Here is a 14,850-nt window from a genome sequence, read left to right on the forward strand (position 1 = left end):
GCGGAGGGCGGGCCTCAGGGCAGCTCGGCCGGCTCGCCCCAGTCATAGCCGCGCACCAGATCGAGCCAGGCCTGCGCCGCGGCCGACAGATAGGCGCCGCGGCGCCAGACCATCGCCATCACCCAATCCGTGCCCGGCTCGCTCAGCGGCACGCAGCGCACCGCCTTGCCGGCGCGCTGCAGCGCGATCATCCGCGGCAGGAAGGTGGTGCCCATCCCCGCCGCCACCAGCTTCACCATGAAGTCGATCTGGCTGCTGACCGCGACCACCTTCGGCTCGAGTTCCGCCCGCCGGCAGGCGTCGAGGATCACCCGATGCAGTGCGAAGCCGCTTTCGAACATGATGAAGGGGGTCTCGCGCAGCTCGGCCAGCGCGATCCGCCGCCGCCGCGCCAGCGGATGGCCGGGCGGCAGCAGCGCCACCAGCGGCTCGCGCCGAACGAGCTGCACCTCGAAATCCTCCGAGGTCGGCAAAAGCGCACCGGCAAAGTCGATCTCGCCCGCGCGCAGGCTTTCCTCGAGCCGGTCGCTGCCATGCTCGGTCAGCTGCACCTCGACGCCGGGATAGCGCTGCCGGTAGGTGGCGAAAAGCGGCGCGAAAAGCGTGCTCGACCCGATCGGCGGCAGCCCAAGCCGCAGCACGCCGCGGCCAAGCCCGCGCAGATCGTCGAGCTCGGCCAGCAGGTCGTCACGGTCCGCGAGCAACCGCACGCCGCGGCGATAGACGATCTCGCCCGCCGTGGTCAGCACGCTGCGATGCCCGATCCGGTCAAGCAGCGGCACGCCGATCTCGTCCTCGAGCTGCTTCACCGCCTTGCTGATCGTCGATTGCGTCGCATTCACCTCGCGCGCGGCCTGCGAGAACCCGCCCTGCCGGACAACCTCGACGAACATGCGCAGCGGCCGGAATTCCATCATCATTCTCCATTAGAATAGTTTGCAGTCAATCAATTCATTTCACTCATGGCAAGCCCTTCCCTAGATAAGAGCGATCGAAAGGAGGGCCGCGATGTCGACTCACTATGCTGTTTCAAAGCGGCTGCACCGCAGCACGGTGCTGCAGATCGGGGCGGTGCTTTTCTTCTGGGGCCTCGGCACCACGCTTGCCATCGCCTCGGGCGCGCCGCTGCCGGGGGGCATCCTCGGCCTCGCGCTGCTGCTCGCGCTGCTGCTCAGCCGCCGCCTCAGCGCGCTCAGCCTGCGGCGCGGCACGAACTGGTTCCTGGCCGAGATGCTGCTGTTCTTCGTGCCCGCCGTGCTTGCGGTGCTCGGTCATCGCGAGTTCTTCGGCCTGATCGGGCTGAAGATCCTCGCCGTCATTCTGGTCAGCACGATCTCGGTGATGGTGTCGACCGCGCTCGCCGTCGAGGCCTGCTATCGCTGGATGTCCCGCCATGCCTGATCTGCCCGCCATGCCTGATCTGTCTCTCGCCACGCTCGATCCGATGGCGCTGACCGGCGCGAATGTGCTGCTGTGGTCGGTGCTGACGATCGGCTCCTATGCGATCGCCAAGCGGATCTACCGGCGCTGGCCGCATTGGTGGCTGATGCCGCTTGCGGTGGCCCCCGTGCTGGTCGCCGCGGCGGTGCTGGCGCTGCATGTCAGCTATCGCGACTACATGCGCTGGACGCATTGGCTGGTGCTGCTGCTGGGCCCGGCGACCGTCGCCTTCGCAGTGCCGATCTACGAACAGCGCGTGCTGATCCGCCGGCACTGGCCGGTGCTGCTGGTCGGCATGATCGCCGGCAGCCTGACCGCGATCGTCACCAGCTGGGGCCTCGCCTCGCTCCTCGGCCTTGACGAGGCGCTGCGGCTGAGCCTGGTGCCGCGCTCGATCAGCACCCCCTTCGCGATGGAGGTCTCGGGCGACATCGGCGGCGTGCCGGACCTGACCGCGGTCTTCGTGGTGATCACCGGCATCACCGGCGCGGCGCTTGGCGACATGATCCTCGCCCGCCTGCCCTTCGCCTCGGCGCTGGCACGCGGCGCGCTCTTCGGCATGGGCGCGCATGGTGCGGGCACCGCGCGCGCGCATCAGATCGGCTCGGCCGAGGGCGCGATTGCGGGGCTGGTGATGGTGCTCGTGGGCATCCTCAACGTGCTGATGGCGCCCGTCGTCGCGATGATCCTCGCCTGACAGACACGGCGCGCCGGCCGGCCCTGCGGCGCGCCGCCCGCAGGGGCTGAGCGCGGGGATCCCCGCGCGGGACGACGGAACGCCGGTGTTCCGCCCCGGGCGGCTTGGCACCGCCGCCGCGGCGCTCGCCCTGGCCGGGGCCGGCGCCCCACGGCGCAGCTCGCTTGACAGCGGCGCCCCGGATCCCGCATCTGGGCGCAGGCTTGAGGAGGCCGGAGGACAGGCATGACCCGCATCCCCCGACAGCAGCAGGGCGCCAAGCGCGACCTGGTGCTGTGCTCGTGGCTGCGCTCGCAAGGCGGGCGAGGACTCGACACACGCACCCATGCGCCGAGCGTGGCGCAAGATGAGTTCCGCCGCATCCTCGGTGGCAGCGACCGGCTGCGCGGCGCGGCGGGCGAGCTCTTGCAGCGCACCCGGGCGATGCTCGACACCAGCGACGCGATCGTGCTTTTGTGTGACCCGGGCGGGGTGGTGATGGACGCCGTCGGCGGCGCGCAGGGACAGCGCCGGGGCGAGCGCAACAACCTGCAACCGGGCGGCTGCTGGAGCGAAAGCGCGATCGGCACCAATGCGATCGGCACCGCGCTGCACCTGCGCCGGCCGGTGACGATCAGCGACGACGAGCATTTCTGCGCAGCGATCCGGCACTGGGCCTGCGCCGCCGTGCCGCTGCATGATCCGCTCGACGGCAGGCTTCTGGGCGCGCTCGACATCTCCGGCACACCCGGGGCGGGGTTCGGCAACGCGGGGGCGCTGGCCACGGCACTCGCCGCGCAGATCGAGGCCTCGCTGCGCGACGCCGATCTGCGCGGGCACCGGGCGCTGATCGAGAAATTGCTCGACAGCCGGCCGCGCCGGCAGGGCGACGAGATGATGCTGCTCGACCGCTTCGGCCGGCTGGTCTGGGCGAGCGACGCCTTCGAGCGCTGCGCCGCGCAAAGCGGGCTGCCCGCGCCCGAGGCCCTGCGCCGGCTCGCCGCACAGCGCGAGGGCGATGCCGAGCATGCCGCGACCCTGCTGCGCGACCGGCTGCCCGGCGCCGATGTCGACGTGCTGGGCGGCCCTGGCGCGGCGCTTGGCCTGGTGGTGACGCTGCCGCCCGCGCCGGCGCGGCGCCGCCCCGCGCCGGACGCCGCGGAGGGGCTGACACTCGACGCGATCGCAGCGGCGAGCCCGACCCTTGCGCCGCTCTGCGCCGCAGCCCGCAAATTCCATGACCGCGCCATCGCCCTGACCATCGAGGGCGCGCCGGGGGCCGGCAAAAGCACCTTCGCCCGCGCCCTGCACGCCGCCTGCGGCGGCCCGACCCGGCCATTCGAGACCCTCGATTGCGCGGCGCTCGACGCCGAGACCCTGCGGCGCGACCTGCGCGAGGGAACCGGCCCGTTGCGGCAGGGCACGCGCGGCGGCGCGCTGTGCCTGGGCGAACCCGCACACACCCCGGCCGAAGCGCAACCGCTGCTCGCGCAGCTTCTGGACCGGCTGACGGAGCGCAGCGTGGCGCCGGTGCGGCTGATCGCCCTCGCCAGCGCGCCGCTGGCCGAGGCGGTGCGGCAGGGCAGGCTCTGCCGCGAGCTGCAGCTGCGCTGCGCCGGCGCGGTGATCCGTCTGCCGGCGCTCGCTGAACGGCGCGACGAGATCGGCCCGCTCGTGCAGCACTTCGCCCGGCTCTGCGCCCCGGCCGGGCGGCGCCCGCTGCGCTTCAGCCCCGCCGCGTTCGAGGCGCTGCGCCGCTACGACTGGCCCGGCAACCTGTGGGAGATGCGCGATCTGCTCGCGGCGCTGGAAACCGGGCGGGCCGAGGCGCGCTCGCGGGTGGTCGAGCCGGCCGACCTGCCCGCCGACATCCGCGCCAGCACCGGCCCGACCCCGCTGCGCCTGCACGAGAGCGAAAAGACCGCGATCCTGAACGCCGTGTCCGAGGCGGACGGCAACCTCAGCCGCGCCGCCCGCCGGCTCGGCATCGCGCGCTCGACGCTCTATCTCAAGCTCGAGCAATACGGCCTGCGCCAGCCGCCGCGGCGCTGACCGCCACCCGGCCCCGCCGGACTGTCCGAAAATCGGACAGAAGCCGCGGCCGCGCAGCCCTTCCGGCGCCTCTCGCCCGCCTTCTATGCTTCGGCATGCAATCGCATGCTGCAATCGAGTGAGGAGGCTCCGACATGAAAGCACTGGTGTTCCAGGGTCCCGGCCAGAAGGACTGGATCGAAAAAGACAAGCCGACGATCCAGAAACCGACCGACGTGATCGTGAAGATCAGCAAGACCACGATCTGCGGCACCGATCTGCACATCCTGAAAGGCGACGTGCCCACCGTGACCCCGGGCCGCACGCTCGGCCACGAGGGCGTCGGCATCGTCGAGGAGGTCGGCGACGCGGTGGTGAACTTCAAGACCGGCGACACGGTGTTGATCTCCTGTGTCACCTCCTGCGGCAAATGCGCGAACTGCAAGCGCAGCCTCTATGCCCATTGCGCCGACGGCGGCTGGATTCTCGGCCATACGATCGACGGCACCCAGGCCGAATACGTGCGCATCCCGCATGCCGACCACTCGCTGCACCCGATCCCGGCAGGCGCCGACGAGGAGGCGCTGGTGATGCTGTCCGACATCCTGCCGACCGGCTTCGAGATCGGCGTGCAATACGGCCATGTGAAACCCGGCGACACCATCGCCGTGGTCGGCGCCGGGCCGGTGGGGATGTCGGTGCTGCTGACCTCGCAGTTCCTCTCGCCCGGCCGGATCATCATGATCGACATGGACCCGGCACGGCTCGAGCTCGCACGGCAGTTCGGCGCCACCGACACGATCCAGGTCGGCGCCGAGGACGTGGTGGCCCGGATCATGGAGATGACCCATGGCAAGGGCGTCGACGTGGCGATCGAGGCGGTCGGCGTGCCGGCGACCTTCGACACCTGCCAGAAGATCGTCGCGGCCGGCGGCAACATCGCCAACGTCGGCGTGCACGGCAAGCCGGTCGAGCTGCATATCGAGGAGCTCTGGATCAAGAACATCAACATCTCGATGGGGCTGGTGAACACCAACACCACGCCGATGCTGCTGAAGACGCTCGGCAACGCGCGCGTCGATCCGGCGAAGCTGATCACCCACCGCTTCGCGCTCGACGAGATGATGAAAGCCTATGAGGTGTTCGGCAACGCCGCGCGCGAAAAGGCGATGAAAGTGATCCTGAGCGCCTGAGCGCCTGAGCGCCGTCTGAGCGAAATCCGGCCGGGATGCCCCGGCCGGATCCTGCGCGGCCGCGCGGCTCAGAGGCCCGCGGCCTCGATCCCGGTCAGGAAGTCGGACACGGTGCGCAGGCACAGCTCCTTTTCCTCGACATGCGGCATGTGGGCCGAGTGCTCGAACAGCACCCAGCGGGCGTCGGGGATATTCTCGACCAGCGGCTTCGTCACCAGCGGCGTCGCCTCGTCATATTTGCCCGAGATCACCAGCGCCGGCACATTCACCAGATGCAGCCGGTCCTCGATTGTCCAGTCCTTCATCGTGCCGATGACGTGAAACTCGGTCGGTCCGTTCATCGAACGGTAAACGGTGTTGTCGAGATCCATCAGGTCGAAGGTGCGGGTCACCTCGGGCGGCCAGGGGTCCAGACGGCAGACGTGGCGCAGATAGAAGACGCGCGAGGCAGCCAGATATTCCGGGTCGGTCAGCGTGCCCGCGGCCTCGTGGCGCAAGAGCGCCTGCTGCACCTCGGCCGGCAGTTCGGCGCGCAGCCGGTTCGCCTCGGCGACCCAGGTCGGCATGCTGGCGAGGCTGTTCGCAAAGATGATCGCCTTCAACCCCGCGGGCCGACGCACCGCATGTTCGCCCCCCAGCATCCCGCCCCAGGACTGGCCGAGATAGGCATAGCGGTCGCGGATGCCCAGATGGTCGAGCAGCTGGTCGAGCTCGTCGAGGAACAGATCGACCGTCCAGAACTCCGGCCCCTTCTCGGGCAAGTGGGTGGAATTGCCGTTGCCGAGCTGGTCGTAATGGATCACCGCCCGGCCATCGAGCGCGGTGATTTCCTTGAAGCTGTCGACATAGTCATGCGTGCAGCCCGGCCCGCCATGCGCGATCACCAGCGGCAGCTTGCCGTTTCCGAGATCGCCGGTGACCCGATACCAGGTCTGCCACGCGCGAAACGGCATGAAGCCCTCGCGCGTCGGGATTTCCGCCTGCGTCCGATCCTGCATCTTCGCCCTCCTGTGCCGGTTCCCCGAAACTCTATCGGCGGCGGCAGGCGGCGAGCAGCTATCAAAAATGAGGGGGTCAGATCAGCCCGCGCCGCACCGCCTCGGCAACGGCATGGCTGCGGTTGCGCGCACCAAGCTTGCGCACCGCGGCGTTGAGATGCATCACCACCGTCGGCACCGAGCGCTCGATCAGCCGCGAGGTCTCCTTGGCCGAAAGCCCGCGCGCGGCATGGTCGAGGCATTCGCGCTCGCGCGCGCTCAGCACCGGGCGGGCGGCGGTCAGCCGCCGGCCGGGCGAACCGATCTCGTTCTGGAACGCCTGCGCCATCAGCGCGAAGCCCGGCAGCACCTGCAGCGCGACGCGGCCGAAGGCCTGCCCGGGCCCGTTCCACAGTCCGTTCACCGTGACATAGCCGCCATCGGGCAGATGGATCGGCACGGTGATGCCGTTGACGAAACCGCTCGCCGAGATGAACTCGACCACCGGGCGGGAATGCTTGGTCAGATAGCTCTGGCTCAGCTCGCCCGCCTCGGCGTCATAGCTCCAGATGAAGGGCGCGACCGAGTTCACCGCGACCGCCTGCACCGGATCGTGGCGCGCATAGCCGCGCCCGCACCAGTAATCGATCATCCCCGGGTCGAGGTTGCGCACCACCATCACCGAGGGCGGCATCACCGCCCCGTCCGCCTCGTGCCGCGCGGGTGTGAAATCATAGATCAGCGCCGCCGCACCGAAGCCGCGCGCAACCTCGAAGAAGCGGTCAACCCCGCCCTCGAGCGTCTCCGCCCCGAGCCCGGGCCCGAAGCCTCCGACCAGATGCGAGGCAACCGTCAGCATCGCCGTCCCCCTGAACTGCCCCGGTCGCCGGACCGGACCACTATCATTTTTGATAGGTTACGCGGGACCGAGCCTTGCCACAATATCGACAGGCAGAGCGCCCGGTGCGCCCGAAACGTGAGAAACGATGCCGACCCGTGGCGAATGGCCTGAAATTCGAGCAGTCTTCTTGTGCGATCCGACCTGCTCCGGCCGCCGCCGCGACTCAAAAAACACCGCGCAGCGCCGGGCCCTTCCCCGCCCTGCCCGGACAAGACGATCCAACAAGGAGTTGACGATGAATTCCAGGCTCACCCCCGCGCGCCCCGGACGCTGGGCAGCGACGGTCGCGACGGTCGCCCTGCTTGCCGGGCTCACGCCCGGCTTCGCCACGGCCCAGGACGCGCACCGCGGCGGCACGCTCCGGCTGGTGTCGGTGTCCTCGCAGGGCACGCTCGACCCGCATGTGAACTACACCTCGCAGTTCTGGCAGCTGTACGCCTTCCTCTATGACGGCCTTGTCGGCTTCAAGAAGGTCGGCGGCCCGGAAAGCAAGGAGGTCGTCGCCGATCTCGCCGCGGCCCTGCCCGAGGTGTCGAACGACGGCAAGACCTATACCTTCACCCTGCGCAAGGGGGTGAAGTTCTCGAACGGCAAGGAGATGACCACCGACGACGTGGTGGCCTCGTTCCAGCGCATCTTCAAGGTGCTGGGCCCGACCGCGGGCACCTTCTACAACGGCATCGTCGGCGCCGATCAGTGCCTTGCCGCGCCGGCCGACTGCACGCTTGCGGGTGGCATCGTGGCCGACAAGGCCGCCGGCACGGTGACGATCAACCTCGTCGCGCCCGATCCCGAATTCCTGTTCAAGCTGAGCGCGCCGCATGCCTCGATCCTGCCGGCCGAGACCACCGCCAAGGACAATGGCAACGCGCCGATCCCGGGCACCGGCGCCTACATGGTGAAAAGCTACGATCCGAACAACGCAATGGTGATCGTGCGCAACCCCGCCTTCACCGAATGGAGCAAGGACGCCCAGCCCGAGGGCCATGTCGACGAGATCGACTATACCTTCGGCGGCACCGAGGAAGCCGCGGTGAACGCGATCCTGAACGGCCAGGCCGACTGGATGTTCGACCAGCCGCCGGCCGACCGCCTGGCCGAGCTGAGCACCGCCGCCCCCGACCAGATCCACCTCGCGCCGCTGTCGGCCTGGTGGTACGCGCCGATGAACGTGAACCTCGCGCCCTTCAACGACGTGCGGGTGCGCCAGGCGCTGAACTATGCCATCGACCGCGATGCGCTCGTCTCGCTCTTTGGCGGGCCGGCGCTCGCGCAGCCCGTCTGTCAGGTGCTGCCGCCCGAGTTCCCGGGCCATGTCGATCAGTGCCAATACACGCTCGATCCCGGCGAAAGCTGGAGCGCGCCCGACATGGACAAGGCGAAGCAGCTGGTCGAGGAAAGCGGCACCAAGGGCGAGAAGGTCACCATCGTGACCGAGGACAACGCCGCCTCGCGCGGGATCGGCACCTATCTGCAGTCGGTGCTGTCCGACCTGGGCTACGAGGCCGCGGTGCAGACGATCTCGGGCGACATCCAGTTCACCTATATCCAGAACACCAACAACAAGGTGCAGCTGTCGATCAGCCAGTGGTATGCCGACTATCCGGCCGCCTCGAACTTCCTCAACGTGCTCTTCGGCTGTGACTCGTTCCACCCCGGTTCGGATGCCTCGATCAACATCGCGGGCTTCTGCGACAAGGGCATCGACGACCGGATGAAGGCCGCGATCGCGCTTGGCGCGACCGATCCGGCGGCGGCCGATGCGGAATGGGCGAAGATCGACGGCGCGGTGATGGAGGCCTCGCCGGCGCTGCCGCTCTTCACCCCGAAGCAGGTCGACCTGCTCAGCACCCGGGTCGGCAACTATGCCTTCTCGAACCAGTATCACTGGCTGATCGCGAACGCCTGGGTGCAGTGAGCCGCGGCAAGGACAAGGGCCCGAGATGACGACTGACGAAACCGAAACGGGCTCCCTGCCCCCGGCCGAGCCGGCCGGGGGCGCGCTGCCGCCACCCGCCGGCCCCTGGCGCCGCGCGCTTCAGGGCCTTGCCTCGAGCCGCACCGCGGTGCTCTCGGGGCTGGGCCTTGTGCTCATCGTGCTGGCGACGGTGCTGGCGCCGGTCTATGCGAAACATGTCGCGCAGACCGATCCCTTCCGCTCGGGGCTGAGTGCCAAGATCATGATCGACGGCAAGCGCAGCCCGGTGATGGAGCGCTCGACCGAGGGGCTGGGCCTTGGTGTCACGCCGATCGGGCCGACCTGGGGGGCGAAATACTTCCTCGGTGCCGACAGCCAGGGCCGCGACGTCGCGGCGCGGCTGCTCTATGGCGGGCAGAATTCGCTGATCATCGCCGGGGCGGCGACGCTGCTGTGCCTCGTCTGCGCCGCGGTGATCGGCATCGTCGCGGGCTATGCCGGCGGCAGGGTCGATACCGTGCTGTCGAACCTGATCGACATGATCTGGGCCTTTCCGGTCTATCTGCTGGCGATCTCGCTTTCGATCGTGATGCTTGGCAAGACCTTCGAGATCGGGCCGATCCACATCAGTTCCTCGAGCCTCGTGGTGCCGATCATCATCATCGGGCTGGTCTATGTGCCCTATGTCGCGCGCCCGGTGCGCGGCCGGGTGATCGCCATCACCAACAGCGACTTCGTGCTGGCGGCGCGCGGGCTCGGCATCCGCCCCTCGCGCATCCTGTGGCGCCACATCCTGCCCAATGTCGCGACCACGCTGATCGTCTTTGCGCCGATGCTGATGGCGCTGAACATCGTTACCGAAAGCTCGCTGTCGTTCCTGTCGGTGGGCGTGCAGGCGCCGAATGCCAGCTGGGGCACGATCTTGCAGGACGGTCAGGCGCTGCTCTACTCGCGCCCGGTCGTGTCGATGGCGCCCGGCATCGCGATCATGGTGACGGTGATGCTGCTCAACCTGTTCGGGGACGTGCTGCGCGACATCCTCGACCCGAAATCCGTGCGGGGGCGCTGATGCTGGCCGTGATCCTGTCGCGCCTCGCGCGGATGGTGGTGGTGATGTTCGGCATCAGTGTCATCACCTTCCTGATCTTCTTCGCCACCCCGGGCGCCGACCCGGCGGCGCGCATCGCCGGCCGCAACGCCGCCCCCGAGACGGTCGCCGCCGTGCGCCACGACTTCGGCCTCGATCGGCCGATCTGGGTGCAATACGGGGTGATGATGCGCAAGATGTTCGTCACCGGCGATCTGACCTCCTTCGTCAACCGCGGCCAGAAGATCGTGCCGACGCTGACCGCCGCCGCCCCGGTGACGCTGTCGCTCGTGGCAGGAGCCGCGGTGCTGTGGATGGCGCTTGGCGCCGCCACCGGGATCATCGCCGCCGCCTTCAAGGACCGGCTGCCCGACAAGATCCTGATGGGCGTGTCGATGATGGCCGTCGCCATGCCGGTGTTCTGGGTGGGCGAGATGGTGAACCTTGTCACCCAAAGCCGGCTGCATGACACCTGGGCCTTCTCCTGGGTGCCGCCGCTTGGCTATGTGCCGCTGAGTGAAAGCCCGGTGCGCTGGTTCCTTGCCCTCGTCTTCCCCTGGATCACGCTCTCGTTCCTCTACATCGGGCTTTACGGCCGGATGCTGCGCACCGGCATCATCGAGACCTATCAGGAAGACTATATCCGCACCGCCCGCGCCAAGGGGCTGACGGCGCGCCGGGTGCTGCTCAAGCACGCCACCCGTGCCGCGATCATCCCGGTCGTCATCATGTTCGGCATGGATTTCGGCGTGCTCGTCGGCGGCGCCGCGGTGCTGACCGAGGTGGTCTTCGGCCTGAACGGCGTCGGCCGGCTGACCTATCAGGCGCTGAAGGTGCTCGACCTGCCGATGATCATGGCCGCGGTGCTCTACGCCTCCTTCTTCGTCGTGCTCGCGAATGCGGTCGTCGACCTTCTGTGCATCCTGATCGACCCGAGGCTGCGGCGCAAATGACCGAAAGACCGACCTTCCCCATGCCTGACCTCCCCGCCCCCGGCGCGCCCTCCCCGATCCTGTCGATCCGTGACCTGCGCGTCGCCTTTCAGGGCGCACGCGGCGCCTGGAACGAGGTGGTGCACGGGCTGTCGCTGACCGTCGCGGCGGGCGAGACCGTCGCGCTGGTGGGTGAATCCGGCTCTGGCAAAAGCGTCACCTCGCTCGCGCTGATGCGGCTGCTCGACCCCGCGACCAGCCGGATCACCGGCCAGGTCACGCTCGACGGTGCCGAGGTGCTGTCGCTCTCCGAAGCCGAGATGGTCGCGCGGGTGCGCGGCCGCATTGCCGCGATGATCTTTCAGGAGCCGATGACCAGCCTGCACCCGATCTACACGGTCGGCGACCAGCTGATCGAGGCGCTGACCTGCCACCGCCCGATGCCGCGCGCCGAGGCCCACCGCGCCGCCGTCGCGCTGATGGAGCGGGTGCGCATCCCCGATGCCGCGCGCCGGCTTGACGACTATCCGCACGCCTTCTCGGGCGGGATGCGGCAGCGGGTGATGATCGCGATGGCGCTGGCCTCGCGGCCGAAGCTGCTGATCGCGGACGAGCCGACGACCGCACTCGACGTCACGGTTCAGGGCGAGATCCTGTCGCTTCTCAAGGAGTTGCAGGAAGAATACGGGATGGCGATGCTGTTCATCACGCATGACATGGGGGTGGTGGCCGAGATGGCCGACCGCACCGTGGTGATGCTGCGCGGCGATGTCGTCGAGGAAGGCCCGACGGCGCAGGTGTTCCACGCGCCGCGCGCGCCCTACACCCGCGCGCTGCTCGCAAGCGTGCCGGCGCTCGGCTCGATGCGGGGCGAACCGGTGCCGCTGCGCTTTCCCGCGATCGACGCGGCGAGCGGGGCCGCGACACCGGGCCTGCCCCTCGCCCGCCAGCCTGACCTGAGCGCGCCGCTGCTCGAGGTGCGCGACCTCGTCACCCGCTTCGATGTGCGCGGCGGGCTGCTGCGGCGCAAGGTGGCGCGCGTGCACGCGGTCGAGAACGTCTCTTTCGCCATCCACCCGGCCGAGACGCTGGCGCTGGTGGGCGAGTCGGGCTGCGGCAAGTCGACCACCGGGCGCTCGATCATCCGCCTTGCAGGCGGCACTTCGACGGGTTCGGTGCGGCTCGATGCGACCGAGCTTTTCACCCTGCCGCCCGGCCGGCTGCGCCTGCAGCGGCGCGAGATCCAGATGATCCCGCAGGATCCGCTGGCCAGCCTCAACCCGCGCATGACGATCGGCGAGGCGCTGGTCGAGCCCTTCCTCGAACACCGCATGGGCTCCGCTGCCGAGGCCCGCGCCAAGGCCACACGGCTGATGGAACAGGTCGGGCTGAGCCCCGCCATGCTCGAACGCTTCCCGCATGAATTCTCGGGCGGCCAGCGGCAGCGGCTGTGCATCGCCCGCGCGCTGATGCTCGACCCGCGGGTGATCATCGCCGATGAAAGCGTCTCGGCGCTCGATGTCTCGGTGAAGGCGCAGGTGGTGAACCTGCTGCTTGATATTCAGGAGCGCACCGGCATCGCCTTCCTCTTCATCTCGCATGACATCGCGGTGGTGGAGCGGATCAGCCACCGCATCGCGGTGATGTATCAAGGCGAGATCGTCGAGATCGGGCCGCGCGCTGCGGTGATGGAGACGCCGCAGCACCCCTATACCCGCCGCCTGATCGAGGCAGTCGCCGTGCCCGACCCGGCCCGGCGCCACCTGCGCCGCACGCAGCCGCCCTCCGAGCTGATGAACCCGATCCGCCCGCTCGATTTCGTGCCGCCCGAACGGCGCTACCGCGAGGCCGGCCCCGGCCATTTCGTGCGCGAGGACTGATCCGGGCGGCCAGTCCGGTCGCCCGCCCTTCGTTTTTCCCTGAGGTCTTGATCCCATGCCCGTCACCCTTTCCCCTGTTGCCACCGCCACCCGCACGCTCGTGCTGCCGCTCGATGCGACGCTCGCCCTTGGGCCGCGCGCCGCGGCCCTCGACGCCACGGCGGGCGGTGCGATCACCCGCGCGCTCACCGCCGCCCGCTTCACCGCGGCCGAGGGCGCCTGCCTCGACCTCTTCGCGCTGCCCGGCGCTGACGCTGCGCGCGTCGTGGTGCTGGGCCTTGGGGCACCCGGCGCCGGGGCGCTGGTCCCCGCGCGCGCCGGCGCCGCGCTTGCCCGCCATCTGGAAGCGGCCGGTGAAAGCGCCGCGACGCTCGTCTTCGACGGCACGGATGCCGCGCAGCTCGCGGCGCTGGTGCACGGCGTCCGGCTGGGGAACTACCGCTTCGGGCTGACCGCGCAGGGCGAGAGCCCCTTCGCGCTCGACCTAGCGCTTGCCACCGATCTCGAGCCCGGCGCGGCACTCTCGCGGATGGAGGCGGTGGCCGAGGGCGTGTGCTTCGCCCGCGATCTGGTGAACTATCCCGCCAGCCACCTGAACCCCGACAGCTTCGCCGATTTCCTCGCCCCGCTCGCCGCCGCCGGCATCGCGATCGAGGTGCTCGATGCCGAGGCGCTGGCACGGATGGGGATGAACGCGGTTCTGGCCGTCGGGGCGGGCTCGGCCCGCGCGCCGAAGGTGATCGTGCTGCGCTATCGCCCGACGGGCAGCCCCGCCGCGCCGATCGCCCTGGTCGGCAAGGGGATCTGCTTCGACGCCGGCGGGCTGGCGATCAAGTCGGGCCCGCAGATGTTCGACATGCGTGCCGACATGAGCGGTGCCGCTGCGGTCGCGGGCACGATGCTGGCCCTTGCCCGGCAGGGCAGCCGCGAGCATGTCGTGGGCGTGCTGGGCATCGCCGAGAACCTGCTCTCGGGCACGTCCTACAAGCCCGGCGACATCGTCACCACCTTCGCCGGCAAGACCGTCGAAGTCTATGACACCGATTGCGAGGGGCGCATGGTTCTTGCCGACATCCTCGCCCTTGCCGCGCGCAGCGAGCCGCGGGTGATCGTCGATCTCGCGACGCTGACCTATTCGGTGATGCAGGGGCTGGGCCATGTCTTCGCCGGGCTCTTCGCCACCGACGACGGGTTGGCCGAGGCACTGCTGCGCGCCGGCGAGACGGTGGGCGAGCGGTTCTGGCGGCTGCCGCTCGATCCGGCCTATCAGGAGGCGCTGCGCTCGCCGGTCGCCGATCTGCGCCAGCATGCCGAGGACCTGCACGATGGCGACGCGCCCCATGCGGCGGCGTTCCTGCACGCGTTCACCGGCGGCTTCCCCTGGGCGCATCTCGACATCGCCGGCAAGGAGCTTGCGGCGAAGGAGATGCCCCTTGCCCGCCGCGGCGGCACCGGCTTCGGCGTGCGCCTGCTCGAGGAATGGATCGCCGGCCTCGCCCCCGCCGAGGGCTGATCCCCGACTCCGCCGCGGGCGGGCGCCCCGGACAGGTCCGCCCCCGGCACCGAACGAGATCCGGAATCAGCCCGTTTTCGGATCACTTTCGGGGTAAAGAGATCAAAAAACAGGCTAAAAACCGCGATATCGCAGCGCAGCACCTGTCGATTCAGACCATCGGCCGATTTTGCACTTGTCTCGCCCGACCACCCGATGCCAGCTTCAGGGCACATCGGACACACCCGAACGGCATTCGCGCCTCGCTTCGACACCGCCTCCCGCGGCTCGTCGGCGGGGCGTTTTTGCGTTTCGGGCATCGC

Annotated in this window: 12 protein-coding genes; 9 read left to right on the forward strand and 3 right to left on the reverse strand. The window is 69.4% G+C overall.

Annotation, left to right across the window (positions count from 1 at the left end; translation table 11 throughout):
• Positions 1 to 14: 14 nt before the first annotated feature.
• Entirely contained in the window at positions 15 to 914 is a 900-nt protein-coding gene (locus tag EOW66_RS00145; protein ID WP_113900495.1) for a LysR family transcriptional regulator, read from the reverse strand.
• A 94-nt stretch (positions 915 to 1,008) separates the two neighbouring features.
• Here EOW66_RS00145 and EOW66_RS00150 point away from each other — a divergent pair, with 94 nt between their 5' ends.
• The 4 genes from EOW66_RS00150 (at position 1,009) to EOW66_RS00165 (ending at position 5,340) form a co-directional block, all read left to right on the forward strand.
• Positions 1,009 to 1,401 carry a CidA/LrgA family protein gene (locus EOW66_RS00150; protein ID WP_128153986.1) on the forward strand — a complete coding sequence of 131 codons (393 nt, stop codon included), beginning with the start codon at positions 1,009 to 1,011 and terminating at the stop codon, positions 1,399 to 1,401.
• 10 nt (positions 1,402 to 1,411) lie between these two features.
• Positions 1,412 to 2,137: an LrgB family protein gene (locus EOW66_RS00155; RefSeq protein WP_206363645.1), complete on the forward strand. Its 726-nt coding sequence runs from the start codon at positions 1,412 to 1,414 to the stop codon at positions 2,135 to 2,137.
• Positions 2,138 to 2,362: 225 nt separating this feature from the next.
• The gene (locus tag EOW66_RS00160) at positions 2,363 to 4,168 is read left to right on the forward strand and encodes a sigma-54-dependent Fis family transcriptional regulator (RefSeq protein ID WP_128153987.1); all 1,806 of its coding nucleotides are present in this window, start codon (positions 2,363 to 2,365) and stop codon (positions 4,166 to 4,168) included.
• A gap of 134 nt (positions 4,169 to 4,302) precedes the next feature.
• Positions 4,303 to 5,340: a zinc-dependent alcohol dehydrogenase family protein gene (locus tag EOW66_RS00165; RefSeq protein WP_128153988.1), complete on the forward strand. Its 1,038-nt coding sequence runs from the start codon at positions 4,303 to 4,305 to the stop codon at positions 5,338 to 5,340.
• Between the two features lie 68 nt (positions 5,341 to 5,408).
• Here EOW66_RS00165 and EOW66_RS00170 read toward each other — a convergent pair whose 3' ends face one another.
• Positions 5,409 to 6,338 carry a proline iminopeptidase-family hydrolase gene (locus EOW66_RS00170; protein ID WP_128153989.1) on the reverse strand — a complete coding sequence of 310 codons (930 nt, stop codon included), beginning with the start codon at positions 6,336 to 6,338 and terminating at the stop codon, positions 5,409 to 5,411.
• Positions 6,339 to 6,414: 76 nt separating this feature from the next.
• Positions 6,415 to 7,176, reverse strand: coding sequence for a helix-turn-helix transcriptional regulator (locus EOW66_RS00175; RefSeq protein ID WP_128153990.1), 762 nt, complete (start codon positions 7,174 to 7,176; stop codon positions 6,415 to 6,417).
• A gap of 277 nt (positions 7,177 to 7,453) precedes the next feature.
• On the opposite strand from EOW66_RS00175, the gene EOW66_RS00180 reads away from it, so the two are divergent.
• From EOW66_RS00180 to EOW66_RS00200, 5 genes are read left to right on the forward strand one after another with little or no spacing between them, the layout of a single operon-like run.
• On the forward strand, positions 7,454 to 9,136 hold the full coding sequence (locus tag EOW66_RS00180) for an ABC transporter substrate-binding protein (RefSeq protein WP_128153991.1): 1,683 nt from the start codon (positions 7,454 to 7,456) through the stop codon (positions 9,134 to 9,136).
• Positions 9,137 to 9,161: 25 nt separating this feature from the next.
• A complete protein-coding gene (locus EOW66_RS00185) occupies positions 9,162 to 10,205 on the forward strand; it encodes an ABC transporter permease (RefSeq protein ID WP_239017450.1) in 1,044 nt (347 codons plus the stop codon).
• Positions 10,205 to 11,176: an ABC transporter permease gene (locus tag EOW66_RS00190; protein WP_128153992.1), complete on the forward strand. Its 972-nt coding sequence runs from the start codon at positions 10,205 to 10,207 to the stop codon at positions 11,174 to 11,176. The genes EOW66_RS00185 and EOW66_RS00190 overlap by 1 nt, the downstream gene beginning before the upstream one ends.
• 20 nt (positions 11,177 to 11,196) lie before the next feature.
• Positions 11,197 to 13,035 carry an ABC transporter ATP-binding protein gene (locus EOW66_RS00195; RefSeq protein ID WP_128153993.1) on the forward strand — a complete coding sequence of 613 codons (1,839 nt, stop codon included), beginning with the start codon at positions 11,197 to 11,199 and terminating at the stop codon, positions 13,033 to 13,035.
• Between the two features lie 55 nt (positions 13,036 to 13,090).
• The gene (locus tag EOW66_RS00200; RefSeq protein ID WP_128153994.1) at positions 13,091 to 14,548 is read left to right on the forward strand and encodes a leucyl aminopeptidase family protein; all 1,458 of its coding nucleotides are present in this window, start codon (positions 13,091 to 13,093) and stop codon (positions 14,546 to 14,548) included.
• Positions 14,549 to 14,850 lie beyond the last annotated feature (302 nt).

The sequence above is a fragment of the Paenirhodobacter huangdaonensis genome (assembly GCF_004022465.1).
GTDB classification, from domain to species: domain Bacteria; phylum Pseudomonadota; class Alphaproteobacteria; order Rhodobacterales; family Rhodobacteraceae; genus Rhodobacter; species Rhodobacter huangdaonensis.